This is a genomic window from Mycobacterium sp. NGS11, from assembly GCF_059813315.1.
This window is the reverse complement of sequence record NZ_JCALEJ010000032.1, coordinates 40,840-56,185: the sequence shown is the minus strand read 5'-3', so window position 1 is coordinate 56,185 and position 15,346 is coordinate 40,840. Positions and strand designations below refer to the sequence as shown.

Annotated in this window: 15 protein-coding genes; 7 read left to right on the top strand and 8 right to left on the bottom strand. The window is 67.1% G+C overall.

Annotated elements, in window-relative coordinates:
- Positions 1 to 1,065: hypothetical protein (locus AC5Y4T_RS23840; protein ID WP_499955759.1), on the bottom strand; the 1,065-nt coding region annotated here is incomplete at its 3' end.
- Positions 1,066 to 1,192: 127 nt separating this feature from the next.
- Here AC5Y4T_RS23840 and AC5Y4T_RS23835 point away from each other — a divergent pair.
- The gene (locus AC5Y4T_RS23835) at positions 1,193 to 2,266 is read left to right on the top strand and encodes a DUF475 domain-containing protein (protein WP_499955757.1); all 1,074 of its coding nucleotides are present in this window, start codon (positions 1,193 to 1,195) and stop codon (positions 2,264 to 2,266) included.
- Between the two features lie 16 nt (positions 2,267 to 2,282).
- On the opposite strand, the gene AC5Y4T_RS23830 is transcribed toward AC5Y4T_RS23835, so the two are convergent.
- Positions 2,283 to 2,771: an inorganic diphosphatase gene (locus tag AC5Y4T_RS23830; protein ID WP_499917075.1), complete on the bottom strand. Its 489-nt coding sequence runs from the start codon at positions 2,769 to 2,771 to the stop codon at positions 2,283 to 2,285.
- 107 nt (positions 2,772 to 2,878) lie between these two features.
- On the opposite strand from AC5Y4T_RS23830, the gene dacB reads away from it, so the two are divergent.
- Genes dacB through hpt form a run of 4 tightly spaced genes read left to right on the top strand, consistent with a single transcriptional unit; the run spans position 2,879 to position 6,937 of the window.
- The gene (dacB, locus tag AC5Y4T_RS23825; protein WP_499947403.1) at positions 2,879 to 4,264 is read left to right on the top strand and encodes a D-alanyl-D-alanine carboxypeptidase/D-alanyl-D-alanine endopeptidase; all 1,386 of its coding nucleotides are present in this window, start codon (positions 2,879 to 2,881) and stop codon (positions 4,262 to 4,264) included.
- The gene (locus AC5Y4T_RS23820; protein ID WP_499955763.1) at positions 4,261 to 5,322 is read left to right on the top strand and encodes a zinc-dependent metalloprotease; all 1,062 of its coding nucleotides are present in this window, start codon (positions 4,261 to 4,263) and stop codon (positions 5,320 to 5,322) included. Before dacB ends, AC5Y4T_RS23820 begins: the two co-directional genes overlap by 4 nt.
- Positions 5,301 to 6,275 carry a tRNA lysidine(34) synthetase TilS gene (gene tilS / locus AC5Y4T_RS23815; RefSeq protein WP_499955755.1) on the top strand — a complete coding sequence of 325 codons (975 nt, stop codon included), beginning with the start codon at positions 5,301 to 5,303 and terminating at the stop codon, positions 6,273 to 6,275. Before AC5Y4T_RS23820 ends, tilS begins: the two co-directional genes overlap by 22 nt.
- 50 nt (positions 6,276 to 6,325) lie before the next feature.
- Positions 6,326 to 6,937, top strand: coding sequence for a hypoxanthine phosphoribosyltransferase (gene hpt / locus AC5Y4T_RS23810; protein WP_067133494.1), 612 nt, complete (start codon positions 6,326 to 6,328; stop codon positions 6,935 to 6,937).
- 20 nt (positions 6,938 to 6,957) lie between these two features.
- Here hpt and AC5Y4T_RS23805 read toward each other — a convergent pair whose 3' ends face one another.
- Both AC5Y4T_RS23805 and AC5Y4T_RS23800 read right to left on the bottom strand, forming a co-directional pair.
- Complete coding sequence (locus tag AC5Y4T_RS23805; protein WP_499955753.1) at positions 6,958 to 7,692, bottom strand: SIMPL domain-containing protein; 735 nt, start codon at positions 7,690 to 7,692, stop codon at positions 6,958 to 6,960.
- Between the two features lie 122 nt (positions 7,693 to 7,814).
- Entirely contained in the window at positions 7,815 to 8,795 is a 981-nt protein-coding gene (locus AC5Y4T_RS23800; RefSeq protein WP_499917070.1) for a hypothetical protein, read from the bottom strand.
- 653 nt (positions 8,796 to 9,448) lie between these two features.
- Between AC5Y4T_RS23800 and AC5Y4T_RS23795 the strand changes: the two genes are divergently transcribed.
- Both AC5Y4T_RS23795 and AC5Y4T_RS23790 read left to right on the top strand, forming a co-directional pair.
- A complete protein-coding gene (locus tag AC5Y4T_RS23795; protein ID WP_499917069.1) occupies positions 9,449 to 9,748 on the top strand; it encodes a PE family protein in 300 nt (99 codons plus the stop codon).
- A gap of 11 nt (positions 9,749 to 9,759) precedes the next feature.
- Positions 9,760 to 10,992: a PPE family protein gene (locus AC5Y4T_RS23790; RefSeq protein ID WP_499917068.1), complete on the top strand. Its 1,233-nt coding sequence runs from the start codon at positions 9,760 to 9,762 to the stop codon at positions 10,990 to 10,992.
- 70 nt (positions 10,993 to 11,062) lie between these two features.
- Here the strand turns inward: AC5Y4T_RS23790 and AC5Y4T_RS23785 are convergent, their stop codons facing one another.
- From AC5Y4T_RS23785 to AC5Y4T_RS23770, 4 genes are all read right to left on the bottom strand, one after another.
- A complete protein-coding gene (locus AC5Y4T_RS23785) occupies positions 11,063 to 11,998 on the bottom strand; it encodes a hypothetical protein (protein ID WP_499955751.1) in 936 nt (311 codons plus the stop codon).
- 140 nt (positions 11,999 to 12,138) lie between these two features.
- Complete coding sequence (locus tag AC5Y4T_RS23780; RefSeq protein WP_499917066.1) at positions 12,139 to 13,152, bottom strand: zinc-binding dehydrogenase; 1,014 nt, start codon at positions 13,150 to 13,152, stop codon at positions 12,139 to 12,141.
- Positions 13,152 to 14,339: an LLM class flavin-dependent oxidoreductase gene (locus tag AC5Y4T_RS23775; RefSeq protein WP_499917065.1), complete on the bottom strand. Its 1,188-nt coding sequence runs from the start codon at positions 14,337 to 14,339 to the stop codon at positions 13,152 to 13,154. The genes AC5Y4T_RS23780 and AC5Y4T_RS23775 overlap by 1 nt, the downstream gene beginning before the upstream one ends.
- On the bottom strand, positions 14,336 to 15,301 hold the full coding sequence (locus AC5Y4T_RS23770) for an alpha/beta fold hydrolase (RefSeq protein ID WP_499955749.1): 966 nt from the start codon (positions 15,299 to 15,301) through the stop codon (positions 14,336 to 14,338). Before AC5Y4T_RS23770 ends, AC5Y4T_RS23775 begins: the two co-directional genes overlap by 4 nt.
- Between the last annotated feature and the right edge of the window lie 45 nt (positions 15,302 to 15,346).

Here is a 15,346-nt window from a genome sequence, read left to right as displayed (position 1 = left end):
CGTCAGCATGGCGATCGCCACCGCCGCCGCGGTCAGCCAGGCCAGCAGCGCGCTGCTGGCCTGGTACTGCGGCCCGAAGGCGACCCGCAACAGCCACGGACCCACCACGGCCGCGGCCGCCACCCCGACCGCGCCGATTGCTCCGACGATCGCCGCCGGCGCGAGCAGGGCACGAATCCGGTTGCTGCGCTCGTCGACGAAATGGGCAATCAGGTTGCCCTGCATGGCCGTCAGCGGCACCAGCAGTGGCGCACGGGTCAGAGTGACCGCCAGGATGATCACCCCGCCCTGCGCGCCGAGCTCGGCGCTGGTCAGTTTCAGCAGCACCGGAAATCCCATCACCAGGATGGCGCTGGCCCCGGCCGCGGTGATCGAATGCGCCGCCCCCCGGAGAAAGGTCGCGGTACCGCCGGGGGTCAACAAGCGCGCGGTGGCCCTGGCCGCCGGCGAGGCCATCAGCAGGATCAGCCAGGCGACCGCGCCCGCCACCGTCGCCCACAAGAAACCGACCAGACGCCACCCGAGCGCCACCGCGGCCGCGGCCACCATCACGCGGATGACGGCGTCGGTCACCATCAGCGCGCCGTAGCGGGTCCACTGGTTGGTGCCGGCCAGCATGCCCAGCAAGGTGGCGTGCGCACAGAACCCGGCCAGCCCGGCGGACAGCAGAGCCACCGATAGCAGCCGCGCCTCGACGAACACCCTTCCGCTCCACAACGGCGAGCTGCCGGCGATCACTACGGCCGCGGCCATCCCGACCAGCACCGCGACCCGCATCGGGTGGGTACGCGGTTCGCCGGGCGCCGGCAGGGCGGCCAGGTCGCTGACGTAGGGAGTCGAGCGAACTTCCCGGGTGGTCTCCTGCAGCAGGCCGTTGGCCGCGCCCGTCACCAGCCCGAAGGCGCCCCAGAACACGCCGAAGATCGAAAAGCCGCTCGGCGCCAGGTCACGGGCGGCCAGGTAGATCACCGCGTAGCCGCACAGCGCCGTCACGGCCGTGGCGGTGCCGACCCGGGCCATGCTGCCGCGCGCCACCGGCCCCTGTGAGGCGCTGATCTCGGTCATCGGGGCAGCGGCGCTTTCGGCCGGTCGTCCCGATGTTTCGTCACAATTTGAAAATTCTATGCGGCCCGAAGCGATCCCCCTTCGCGCGATGCGGTTCGCTAGTGTGGTCGGCGGCCGGAAAGGATCCATGTCCGCTTTGCGTACCTTCGGGATCTCGCTTGCGGTCACCGCGGCGGCCCTGGGCGTCGGATATGCCTACGGCGGCCTCAAAGGTCTCTATCTGCTGGTGGTGCTGGCCGTCCTCGAGGTGTCGTTGTCGTTCGACAACGCCATCATCAACGCTTCGATCCTGAAACGGATGAGCCGCTTCTGGCAGCGGATGTTCCTGACCATCGGGATCCTCATCGCCGTGTTCGGCATGCGACTGCTCTTCCCGCTGCTCATCGTGTGGGCGACGGCGGGGCTCGGCCCGGTGCGCGCGATGGAGCTGGCCCTGCATCCGCCCGCGCACGGCGCGCTGGAGTTTCCGGACGGCTCGCCCAGCTACCACAAACTCGTGATGGCGGCGCACCCCCAGATCGCCGCGTTCGGTGGAATCTTCCTGTTGATGCTGTTCCTGGATTTCATTTTCTATGACCGAGAAATCAAGTGGCTCAAGTGGATTGAGATCCCGTTCGCGCGCCTGGGCCGGCTGGGGCAGGTGTCGCTGGTGGTCACCGGCCTGGTGCTGGTCGGGGTTGGCACGCAATTGACGCACTCGGGTGACGAGGCGGCGACGGTGCTGACCGCGGGGCTTTTGGGCATGGTGACCTATCTGGTGGTCAACGGGTTGAGCCGGGCGTTTCAACCATCCGACGCCGAAGCCGGCGAGGCCGGCGCGGCGACGGGCCGGGCCGGCCTGACGCTGTTCCTCTACCTCGAAGTGCTCGATGCCTCCTTCTCATTCGACGGCGTCACCGGCGCGTTCGCCATCACCTCCGACCCCGTCGTCATCGCGCTGGGGCTGGGACTGGTGGGCTCGATGTTCGTCCGGTCGATCACCATCTACCTGGTCAGCCAGGAGACGTTGGGCCGGTACGCGTACCTGGAACATGGCGCGCACTGGGCCATAGGTGCGCTCGCGGTCATCATGCTGGTCTCCATCGAGCCCAGGTTCGAGGTCCCCGAGGCGTTCACCGCTTCGATCGGCGTGGTCTTCATTGCGGCGGCGCTGGGCTGGAGCATCCTGCGCAATCGCCGCGACGCCCGCGCCGGGGGCTAGCGCCCGCCGGTGTGGTTCAGTGCCCTTCGGTCTTGAACCGCTCGATCGAGCGCTGGATCTCTGCTTCGGCTTCTTCGCGGCCAACCCAGTCCGCGGCCTTGACGAACTTGCCCGGTTCCAGGTCCTTGTAGTGCACGAAGAAGTGCTTGATCACGTCCAGCTCGAATTCCGGCACGTCCCCGATGTCCTGAACGTGGTCCCAGCGGTGGTCACCGGCCGGCACGCACAGGACCTTGTCGTCGCCGCCCTTTTCGTCGGTCATCCGGAACATGCCCACCGGGCGGGCCTCGACGATCACGCCGGGAAACACCGACTGCGGCAACAGCACCATCGCGTCCAGCGGGTCGCCGTCCTCGCCCAGGGTGTCCTCGATGAAGCCGTAGTCGGTCGGATAGGCCATCGCGGTGTACAGGTAGCGGTCCAGACGTAGCCGTCCAGTCTCGTGGTCGACCTCGTACTTGTTCCGCTGGCCCTTTTGGATCTCGATGGTCACGTCGAATTCCACCGCGTCGGCTCCTTGTCTGGTAGGCGGACCGATTTTGCTCTGCTACACCCTAGTCGAGCGCATCGGCGCCGATTCGGCAGAATGGCTTGGAGACAGTCAGGAGAGTGATGGCCCGTACTCGCTGGCAAAAATCCACCCCAGTGCTCATCGGGTTGGGTGTGCTGGTGTTCGTCGCCGCCGTCGTGGTGGCGGCGGTGTTTTTCACCACGACCGGACACGGCGCCAATAGCGCGCATGCCCCGATACCGCCCCCGCACGCCCCGGCGGTGAAGCCCGGCATGACGCCGGTGAGCGACACCGCCGAGCTACCCAGCGGGCCCGGCGTCAGCGCGATGCTGGCGCCCGTGGCGAGCGACCCCAACCTGGGCCGGCTAGGCGGACGGATCACGGACGCCATCACCGGAAAGGAGCTCTGGCAGGTGGCGGCCGACATGCCGTTGGTGCCGGCGTCGACCAACAAGGTGCTCACGGCGGCCGCGGCCTTGCTCACGCTGGACCATCAGGCCCGGATCAGCACTCGGGTGGTGGCCGGCAGCCAAAACGCCCAGGGACCCGTCGTGCTGGTGGGTGCGGGCGATCCGGCGCTGTCGGCCGCGCCGCCCGGTGTGGCGACGTGGTACCGGGGGTCGGCCCGGATCAGCGACCTTGTGGAACAGATCCGCCGCAGCGGCGTGACGCCGACCGCCGTACAGGTGGACACCTCGGCGTTCAGCGGTCCCACGATGGCGCAGGGTTGGGACCTGGCTGACGTCGACAACGGCGACATCGCGCCGATCGAGTCGGTGATGATCGACGCCGGCCGCATCCAGCCTTCGACGGTCAACTCGCGGCGGTCCCGGACCCCGGCGCTGGATGCCGGGCGGGAGCTGGCCAAGGCGCTGGGACTGGACCCGAACGCGGTCACGACCGCCGCCGCGCCGTCGGGGGCGCGGCAGCTGGCGGTCGTGCAATCGGCGCCGCTGGTCCAGCGGCTGTCCGAGATGATGGATCACTCGGACAACGTGCTGGCCGAATGCATCGCTCGCGAGGTGGCGGCCGCGATCAACCGGCCGCGCAGCTTCGCCGGCGCCGTCGACGCGGTGACCAACCGGCTGACCACCGCTCACGTCGACACCGCGGGCGCGACGCTGCTGGATTCCAGTGGACTCTCGGTCGACGATCGGCTGACGGCCAAGACGCTCGACGGCGTGCTGCAGGCCGCGGCGGGGCCCGACCAGCCGTCGCTGCGGGCGCTGCTGGATCTGCTCCCGATCGCCGCCGGCAGCGGGACGCTGGCCGATCGCTTCACCGACGCCTCCACCGCGCAGGGCCCCGCGGGCTGGCTGCGGGCCAAAACCGGCTCGCTGACCGGCATCAACGCGCTGGCCGGCGTGCTCACCGACCGCAGCGGCCGGGTGCTCACCTTCGCGTTCATCTCCAACGACGCCGGCCCGAACGGCCGCAACGTGATGGACGCGCTGGCGACCCGGCTGTGGTCCTGCGGGTGCTCATGACACCGGCGCCGGACTTGACGCTGGGCACCGCGGTCGACTGGAAGTTCGCGGCGTCGGTCGGTCGGCGGCTGGCCCGCCCGGGTCCGCCGTCCAGCGAGTACACCCGCCGCCAGGTGATCGACGAACTCGCCACCGCGTCCACCAAAGCCGAACCGTTGGTGCGTGACGTCACCGGCCTGGTCACCAACGGCGCGGTGCCGGCCGCGCGCATCGTCGACCGTTCCGACTGGATCGCCGCGGCCACCGAATCGATGCGGGTGATGATGCACGGCACCGAGAAGCCGCGCGGCTTTCTGACCGGTCGCGTCACCGGCGCGCAGACCGGCGCCGTCCTGGCGTACGTGTCCTCGGGCATCCTCGGCCAATACGACCCGTTCGCCACTACTGACGGGACCAAAACGGGCTGCCTCCTGCTGGTGTATCCCAACGTCATCGCCGTCGAGCGGCAACTCCGAATCGAACCGGCCGATTTCCGGCTATGGGTGTGCCTGCACGAGGTCACCCACCGAGTGCAGTTCACCGCCAACCCGTGGCTGCCCGACTACATGTCGCAGGCGCTGGGCCTGCTCACCCGCGACGCCGGCGAGGACATCGGGCAGGTGATCAGCCGGCTCGCCGACTACGCGCGCGGCCGCGCCGACAACGCGTCGGAATCCGACGCCAACTCCTCGGGAATTCTCGGGCTGGTGCGCGCGGTGCAGTCCGAACCGCAGCGGCAGGCGCTGGACCAGCTGCTGGTGCTGGGCACCCTGCTGGAGGGCCACGCGGATCACGTCATGGATGCCGTCGGGCCGATGGCGGTCCCGTCGGTGGCCACCATCCGGCGCCGGTTCGACGAGCGCCGCCACCGCAAGCAGCCGCCGTTGCAGCGGTTGTTGCGCGCACTGCTGGGTCTCGACGCCAAGCTCAGCCAGTACACCCGCGGCAAGGCCTTCGTCGATCACGTGGTCGGCCAGGTGGGGATGGAGCGGTTCAACGCCATCTGGACGGGTCCCGACACGCTGCCGCTGCCCACCGAGATCGAAGAGCCCCGGCGATGGATCGACCGAGTGCTGTAGGCCAGCTGCGCGCTGCTGTCGAGGCGTTCAACAAGGCCCACCTCGCCACCGTCGAACAGTGGTGCGTGGCGCTGTCCGGCGGTCCGGATTCGCTGGCGCTCACCGCGGTCGCGGCCAAGCTACGACCCACCACCGCGGTCGTCGTCGACCACGGCCTGCAAACCGACTCGGCGGCAGTGGCCGAGACCGCCCGCGCTCAGGCCATTTCATTGGGATGCGTTGGGGCCCAAGTGGTTCGGGTGCAGGTGGGCAACCGGGGCGGTCCCGAGGCGGCGGCGCGCGCTGCCCGCTACGCCGCGTTGAGCGCATTCCACACCGGCCCGGTGCTGCTGGGCCACACGCTGGACGACCAGGCCGAGACGGTGCTGCTGGGGCTGGGCCGCGGGTCCGGGGTGCGTTCGATCGCCGGGATGCGTCCGTACGATCCGCCGTGGTGCCGGCCGCTGCTGGAGGTGCGTCGAGCCGTCACGCACGGCGCGTGCGAAGAGCTTGGGCTGACCCCCTGGCAGGATCCGCACAACACCGACCGCCGCTTCACCCGCACCCGGCTGCGCGCCGAGGTGCTGCCCCTGCTGGAGGACGTCCTCGGCGGTGGCGTGGCCGAGGCGCTGGCCCGCACCGCGACCTCGCTGCGCGAGGATTCCGATTTGATCGACACCCTGGCCGCCCGCGCGCTGCCCGAGACCAAGGCGGACTCCGGCCTGCTGGTGCAGGCGCTGGCGGGGCTGGACGCCCCCGTGCGGCGGCGGGTGATCCGGACCTGGCTGCTGACCGGCCGCGCAACGAACCTGACCGACAAGCAGATTCGCGGGGTGGACGCCCTGGTCACCGGCTGGCATGGGCAGGGCGGGGTGGCGGTGGGCTCGTCGCTGCCCGAGGAACGACTGTTCGCGGGCCGCCGCGACGGGGTGCTGAGGCTGTGGAGCGAGCCGGTCGGCAAACCGGTCCGATAGCCGCAATATCGGGGCTGCCATTGGTTATTCGCCCGTCCTCGTGGCACTCTGTGGGCGTGGCCCAGATCTCCTCGGCGATCACCCCCGCCCAACCCGCGGAGCTGTACCCCGGGGATATCAAGTCTGTCCTGCTGACGTCGGCGCAAATTCAGGCCCGAATCGCCGAACTCGGCACCGAGATCGGCGAGAACTACCGTGACGCCGCGATCGAGACCGGACAGGACCTGCTGCTGATCACCGTGCTCAAGGGAGCTGTGATCTTTGTCACCGACCTGGCCCGCGCGATCCCGCTGCCCACGCAGTTCGAGTTCATGGCCGTCAGCTCCTACGGGTCTTCGACGTCCTCGTCGGGCGTGGTGAGGATCCTCAAGGATCTGGACCGCGATATCGAGGGCCGCGACGTGCTGATCGTCGAGGACGTCGTCGACTCGGGCCTCACCCTGTCGTGGCTGCTACGCAACCTCAAAACGCGCCACCCACGTTCGCTGCGGGTGTGCACCCTGCTGCGCAAGCCCGACGCGCAGGGCGCCCACGTCGACATCGCCTACGTGGGCTTCGACATCCCCAACGACTTCGTCGTGGGCTACGGCCTCGATTACGACGAGCGCTACCGTGACCTGTCCTACATCGGAACCCTGGATCCCAGGGTCTACCAGCAGTAGGCCCCGCCCCGGTTGGCCCGCTATTCCAACTCCCAGACGGCGGTCACCGAGAAGTTCACGGTCTGCTGGCCGGGTTCCAGCGGAACCATCGACGGCATGGCCCGTGGCGCCCCGGTCGGCGGCGGGGCGTTGCCGGTGGCCTCCGAAATGGACAGCACCCGGCCCAGCCGAAGGCCGGACAGCTGGGAGTACTGCTCGGCGCGGCTCTTGGCGTCGTTGAACGCCCGCGAGCGGGCGTCCTTGACCAGCTGCGAATCGTCGGCGATGGAATAGCGGACGGACTTGATCCGGGTGGCGTCGCCGCCCGTGCCGACGATCAGCGCGAGCAAGCGCGACGCGGCATCCGCCGGGTGGATTTTGACTGCGATGGCGTTGGTCGCGCGGTACGCGGTGATGGCGGCGGTACCGCTGGGCCCGGGGTTGTTGTATTCGGGCGACAGCGTCACCTCGGTGGTGCTGATGTCCTTGCGATCGATGCCGGCGCCGGTCAGTGCGTTGATGACGGCCTGTTGACGGTCGTTGGTTTGGTTCATCGCCGTGGTGACGTCGGGGGCGGTGAATTCGATGCCGACGTCGGCGGTCAGGGTGTCCGGGACGCCTTGCACCTGACCGGTGCCCACAACCGTGACCTGACGAGGGTTGGCGCCGGGCGGCGGGTTGTGCTTGTCGCACGCCGAGATCACTGCGATCGTCAACCCGGCCGTGACCACGGCCGTCGATCGGCGGACAAGGGTTTCAGTGCTGGGTTTCGGCATGAGTGGACACTAGCGGCTACCGCGCTTCGGCCTGCGTTGCGGGCATCACAATGCAGTGACGATCACGGTTAGCCTTGCGCGAGTGGATGATTGGTGCACTTACCTGACACGATGGGCCCGCGCTACAGAAGCGGCAGCATCCTTCCGCCCGGACCCTCGTCGGGTGGCCCGCTCAGGTCGGACTTGAATCCACGGAATCCGCCGTCCTTCGTCCTTTTATCCTCGAGTCGCCTCTGGACGTCGTCGGGGAGGCGTCCAATGCGGTCGGGCGAATTCCACAGTTCCCAGGTCTGAACCGCCCAGTACACCGCGAACTCGAGGATCACCGCCGATTCCAGCCAGATGACCCATGGCTCCCACCCGGGGCGCCTGAGATGCACTGCAATGACTGCGATTAACGTCACCACCATCACTAGGGCAATGACCCGGTAGAACCACTTATAGCGGTCCTTGTGCGGTGACTTCTTCGTGTCCTCCTGCCCCACGACGTATGCGGCGCAGAACACGGTGATGATGAAGGACAAGAGCATCAACACACCGGAGATGCCGTGAATATGCGCGTAGAACTGGTTCGGGAAGAACACAAGGGCGAAAAAGCCAAGCGCCATCATCACCCAGAAAACCCACTGTGCGACCGTGCCCAACGGACTTCTCTTATGCCGAGTGTGGTTGCGCCAGTGCAGCAAGGCCATCGCCGACCACCCCACAATCAGTGCGACGACGACCGCCCACACGTTGGGCTGAATTGCGGGCACGAATTCGGGCGGAAGATCGTATCGCCCACACCGTTGCTCGGGCGTAAGCGGACCCTGTGGCACCATCGCGATCATCAATGCGGAGACCCCCGCCAGAGTCAACAGCGCATCCTCGGTGTCGTTGCTGCCCTTGTACATGATGAAAAGCGTGCCGAGCGCCAGCAGCGCGGCGATCAGGATGCTGTGCGCGGAGGTGTAATAGTAAGCACTGAGGGCGAATTGCCAGCAGGTCGCCGACAATTGCCGGATGACGATGGCCACGAATACCATCAGCGTTACGATGACCATGCCGACGCGTAGGTCACGGTATATGGCAAGTGTGATGGGCGTTGGTTTCTGGTTGCTCATGCTGCCTACTTCGGACCTGTCCGGTGTCTATGCCGGGACGATAGCCGGTGACATGGCTGGCCGCAGCGAATTTGCAAATTGTGCGCAGTGGCCCGGCATGCGCGGCCGATCGCTGGGCGGATCGCGGCGCAGTCGATAAGATCAGACGCGACAGTCCATTTGGGATCGATGCCTCATCACCGCTGGCAACCGAGTTCAGGCCGGCCGGGCCGAAAAGGTCGGCCAGCTCGGGCATCACGGCGTTGCTTTGCCACTGTGTTGCTCAGCCGCCCACTGCGCAGAATCATCGCGTCCGTTTCCCGCGCACCGGGCTCAACCGGCACCCGGGCGGGGCACGCCCTTCGACGAAGAGCCGCGATCGGCCCGGCCGATAACCGCGTCCAATACAGCGCCGGCAAAGCCCGGTGGCCACGTCAGTAGCCTCATATAGGTTCATATATGTCTCCAATAATATTTGTTCTCAACATTTTTCATATCAACTCCAAATGATGCAGCATTTCAGATCAGCTAAATGAACAGTTTTCGTCCTGGTCATGAATTAGCCGCTCTCGGGCTGTCATCTCTGGACACGACTGGCCTAACGTGTCCAGGCGTCCGACTAGGCACTTCCATTGGTGTCGAGAGCTATTGATTTGAAAGGGTTTTGAGAAGACATGTCGTTCTTGCTGGCGCAGCCGGAAATGCTGGATGCCGCTTCCCGCGAGTTGCACGGGATCAACGCGTCCGTGCGGGAGGGGACTTCGGCGGTGGCAATGCCGACGACCAGCGTCGTGCCCGCCGCGGCCGACGCGGTATCGATTTTGACCGCGCAACAATTCTCCCGGCACGGTGCGCTCTTCCAGGAGATCAGCGCACAGGCCGCCCTGGTCCGCGAGCACTTGGCGACAATGCTTGGCGCCAGTGCCGGTTCGTACGCCGCCACGGAAATCGCCAACACTGCCGCGGTCGGTTAGGCGGGGACACCATGCTCGACTTCGCGCAGTTGCCGCCGGAGATCAACTCCGCGCTGATCTATTCAGGACCCGGCTCAGGCCCGCTGCTGGCCGCAGCCGCGGCCTGGGACGGCCTGGCCACCGACTTGCGATCCGCGGCGTCCGCCTACGGGGCGGTGATCTCGAGCCTTACCGACGGACCATGGCAGGGGCCGGCCGCCTCCGCCATGCTCACTGCGGTTGTCCCGCAGGTGGCTTGGTTGTCCGGCACGGGCGGCAAGGCCGAACACGTCGCCGCCCAGGCGGTGGCGGCGGCGACTGCCTACGAATTGGCGTTCGCCGAAACGGTGCCACCGCCGGTGATTGCGGCGAACCGGGCGTTGCTGGCCGAATTGCTGGCGACGAACGTTCTCGGCCAGAACATCGCGACCATTGCGGCTACCGAGGCCCAATACGGCGAGATGTGGGCTCAAGACGCCGGCGCGATGTACGGATATGCCGGTGGGTCGGCCGCGGCGTCGATGCTGCCGCCATTCGAGCCGGCCGAGCCTGCTACCGACCCGGCCGGCGCGGCTCGTCAGGCCGCCGCGGTGGCTCAAGCGGCCGGCCGCGGAGGCGAGAGCGCGCAGGACGTGGTGCCCCAAACGCTGTCCGCGCTGGCCGGATCGACGAATAATCCCACTTCGACCGGCAACCCCGCGCCCTTCCTGGGAGGAATCAGCCTGAACCCCGAAGGCGATGGGCTGGTGGTGGGTGGCCCGCTGGGTGATTTGTTGGAGGGCCTGACCGGGTCGCAAACATTGGATGCCAGCACGCCTTTCGACGCCTTCATCCGGTTGATTTCTCCGACGCGGCTTTTCACCACCTCGTTCAAAGACATCCAGAGCCTTGCGCAGGGGTTCATGCCCGCCGCGAAGTCCGCGGCCGAGGGCGCGGCCAAGGCAGCGGAAGCGGTTGTGCCCACGGCTGTTTCGGGTGCGGGCCTGGGTTCCGTCGGCGCGATTGGCGGAGCTGTCGGCAAGGCGGCATCCGTCGGTGGATTGTCGGTGCCGGCGGCTTGGGCGGGCGCGGCGCCGACCGCGCCTTCGGTGGCCGTGGCCCTCAACGGCGCCGCCGCGGCGGGGGCGGCAGACCGTGCCACGAATGCGGTTGGTGGGCTGCCGATGATGCCCGCCGGCGGGGCGGGGCGCGGCGCCGGCGCCTTTGTGGCGCCTCGATACGGTTTCAAGCCCACCGTCATCGCCCAGCCCCCGGCGGGGGGCTGATCCGATGACCGGACCGGCAATCGCTCAGACGAATCAGCGGGGCGGGCGTCGCGTCCGCGACCGGCCCGCACTACAGACACGGCGGAGAACCTTTGGTGAAGCGCATAATCCGGTCAGGTGTTCGCCACAGGTCGATCGTTTGAACCACCCAGTACGCGGCGAACTCGAGGATCAGCGCCACCTCGGCCAGCAGGCCCCAATGGCCCCCCAACCCTCTCGAGAAATTAACCCAGAGAACCGCAATCAACGTCGCCAACATCAGCCAGGCTATTGCCCAGTAGATCCGCTTATAGCCGCGCTGATGCGCGGACTTCGACGGGTCCTCGCGCCCGACGACGTACGCGGTGCAGAACGTGGTGGCGATGAAGGCCGAGAGCATCAGTATCGCGGCGGCGCCGTGTGCACACTTCTTGAACGTGCCCGGAAAGAAAAGCAGCGCGATGAGGCCGAGCGCCATGATCAGCCAGAAAACGCACAGCGCCACTATTGCGCCCAGCCTTCGTTTCCGCGGAGGGCGGCCGCGCTTCCATTGGTAGAGCATCACCGACCAGATCACCAGATAGCCCAGACCCAATGCGATGGCCGCCGCCCAAACATTGGGCAGGATGGAGGCTTTGGCAGTGTCGTCGAAGTCGAGCGGCAGATTTGCTGGCCCGGGGCACAGGTCGTCGGGTCGAGACTGCGGCACTATCGCCGCGGTCAATGCACTGACACCGGCCAGAGTCAACAAGACATCCTCGGTGTCGGTGCTGCCCCGATAGATGATGAAGAGCGTGCCGAGCGCCAGGAGCGCGGCGATGACGATGCTGTGCGCCGAGGTGTAATAGTACGTGCTGAGGGCCGATTGCCAGCAGGGCGCGGACCTCTTTTCGATGAGCACCCCCGCAACGACCATCACCATGAGTACGACCATGGCGACGCGTAAGTCGCGGTATATGGCAAGCGTCATGGGAGTGCGGAGCGGGCCTTGGCCGCCCGCGCCGCTTGGCTGGCTCACGCGGCCCACACTTCTCGATGACGGGCGCTTTCGCCCTTTTGGTTCGCTTCAGTCATATCGCGACCTGTTTGTGGACGAAGTTGATTTGGCTGCTGCAGATTTTAGGGATATTGGTCTAGCGATGTGCAGCTACGCGGTTTTTGATATCCCTAGGGCGTGACGAGGATCTTGCAGTGCCGCTCGGGGTCGGCGAGATCGTCGAAAGCCGTACCGACCGCGTCGAGGCCGACTTCGCCGGTGATCAGCGGGCTGACGTCGATGTCGCCCTCGGCCAGGGCGCGTAGCGAGTCGCCGAACTCCTCGGGCGTGTAGGCGAGTACGAATTGGACGTTGATTTCTTTGGCGATCGCAAAGAACGGATGCACCGTATCGGGTTGCATGCACACACCTGCGACCACCAGTCGCGTGCCGCTCCGCGCCCGAAGGAGAACGTCATCGATGATGCCGGGCACGCCGACCGCCTCGAACACCACCGCGGGCTTGACGGTGTCGAAGGGCGAACCCTGCGCCGCGTCCAGTGTCTGGTGGGCTCCCATCGCCGTGGCCAGCTCACGGCGTTTGGGCGAAAAATCCGATGCCACAATGGCTTCGACGCCTTTCGCACGCAGCGCGGCGATGATGGCGATCCCGATCGGGCCACAGCCGAGCACCAGGGCCGTCTCGCCGGGCGCGATACTGGACTTGTTGACCGCATGCAGCCCCACGGCCATCGGCTCGGTGAGCGCGGCGTGCTTGAGGTCCAGGCCGTTGGGGATCGGCAGCAGCAGCGGCGCCGAGAGCAGCATCCGTTCGGCGTAGCCGCCGATGGTGCTGTTGCTGTAGACGATCGGCTCGACGCCCTTGGCGGACAACAGCACCGGTAACGACGTCACGAGAGTGCCCGGCGGATGGGTCTCGGTGTCCGGCCCGGCTTCGAGGATCTCGACGCTGAACTCGTGACCCATGAAGATGTCGTGCCTCAGGTCGACGTGCATGCCGCCCGTGCCGCCGGCCACCCGGTCGCTCATCTCCAGCACCTGCGCGCCGTGGGCGGCGAAATGCAAGTCGGAGCCGCAGATTCCGCACGCCCGCACGCCCACCAGCACCTGACCGGCCTCCGGTATCGGGTCGGGCACGTCGTCCCGGTAGACCATGCGGCCGTCCCGCAGCACCGCCGCGCGCATCAGTGCACCGCGTCTTTCTGCTCGTCGACGTGTTCGGTGATGGCCTTCACCACCGCTTCGCCGGCCCGGCCGATCAATTGGTCGCGTTTGCCCTTCGCCCAGTCGTGCGAGGAGCGGGACGCTTCGAGCTGTCGTTTGAAGTGCGGAATCACCTTGCGCGCCATCAGGTCATAGCTGTGGTACGTCGCCTGCGGCGACGCCCAGTCGTGGCCGAGCATCAGCAGGGTGCCGAAGCCGCCGGAGCGGTCGAGCAGATCCTCGATGTGGGCGATGGCGTCCTCCGGAGTGCCGATGCAGCAGTTTCCCTTCGCCGCGTAGTCGGCGACGAACTCGTGCGGCGTCTGGGTGCCTTCCACGCTGTTGGCCAGCGGCACAAACCCGGCGGCGCCAAAGTAATTCGCGAAATCCTGCAGTCCGTAGGTGCAGTCGTCAATGGCTTGCTCACGGCTGTCGGCGATGTGCATGATGCTCAGGACGCGCCAGCCGGCCCGGTCCGGCTCCTCCCGGCCCACCTTCGCGGCCTGTTCGCGGACCACGTCCCAGGTGGTTTCCAGCGCCGCGTAGCCGCCCGGTACCGACATCGACAACGACAGCAGCGAGGTGCCCAGTGCACCCGCCAGCCGCGGGCCCGACGGCGAAATCATTGCCGCCGTGGAGATCTCGGGATACGGCCAGGTGTAGGGCCGGATATGCAACTGCGCGTCTCGCAGGGTGAACCAATCGGAGTGACGGTCTATGCGTTCGGTGGGTGCGGCGCGGAACAGCGCCAGGATCGCCTCGAGAGACTCCTGCATCATTCGACGCTGCTCGATCGGGTCGATGCCCATCATGTAAGCGTCCGAGGGCAACGCGCCGGGGCCGGTGCCGAACATCACCCGCCCGCGGGTCAGGTGATCCAGCAGCACCCAGCGGTCGGCGACCATGAGCGGATGGTGGTAGGGCAGCGACACGACGCCGGTGCCCAGCCGGATGTGTTTGGTGCGCTCGGCCGCCGCCGCGATGAACACCTCCGGGCAGGCGATCAGTTCGTAGCCACCGGAGTGGTGCTCGCCGAACCACGCCTCGTCGAATCCCAGCCGGTCCAGGGCGACGACGCGTTCCATGTCGTATTCCAGTGCCACGGTTGGGGATTGGCCGATGGGATGAAACGGGGTGATGAAGACACCGAAACGCAGGGGCGCGCTCATTGCAGCTCCAATCCGTTGAGGAATTCCAGTAAGGCCGCATTCACCTCGTCGGGGCGCTCCTGCTGCAGCCAATGCCCGGCGTCCTCGATCATCACCTGTCGGTACGGGCCCGAGATGGCATCCGCAGCGCGATCGGTGCGGGTGAAAGCCAGGACGGGATCGGCCGTCCCGCCGATGAACAGACAGGGGACCGGGATCTTCGCACCGTCGAGTTCGGCGGTGGTCTCCCAGTTGCGGTCGAAATTGCGATACCAGTTCAGTCCGCCGGTGAAACCGGTACCGGTGAACTCGGCGATGTAGTGGTCGAGCTCGTCCTGGGTTATCCAGTCCGGCAACGCGTCGGGCTCGGGCAGCCGCTCGATGAAACCTTCCGGCCCGGGGGCCACCATCCGTAACGCCGCGGCCTTGTCGCCGGATGTCCCCAGGCTGCCCATCATGCGGCGCATCACCCGAGCGGGATCGGCGTTCAATTCGGCGTCGGCGACGCCGGGCTCCTGGAAGTACAGGATGTAGAAGAAGTTCTCGCCGAACGTCTTGCGCCACGCCGTCGTCGGCGCCACCCGCGGGCGCGGCGTCACCGGCACGCTCATCGCGGCGACGGCCGCGGCCCGGTCCGGGTGCAGCAGCGGGGCGTTCCACACCACGGCGGCACCCCAGTCGTGCCCGACCCACACGGCGCGCTGTGCGCCGACGTCGTCGAGCAGACCGACCAGGTCGGCGGTCAGCTGATGAATGTCGTAGGCGTCGACGGCATCCGGACGATCCGAACCGCCGTAGCCGCGCTGATCGGGTGCCAGCACGTGGTAGCCGGCGTCGGCGAGGACGGGTATCTGGTGACGCCAGGAGTAGGCGAGTTCGGGAAAGCCGTGCGCCAGGAGCACCACGGGTGCGCCTCTGTCGCCCGCTTCGGTCACTCGCAGCCGCACACCATTGGTCTCTACTAACCGTTCGGTTGGGGGCACCGTCTCACCAAAGCACAACGGTTGCTGGCTGAGAAGGCCCCGAAC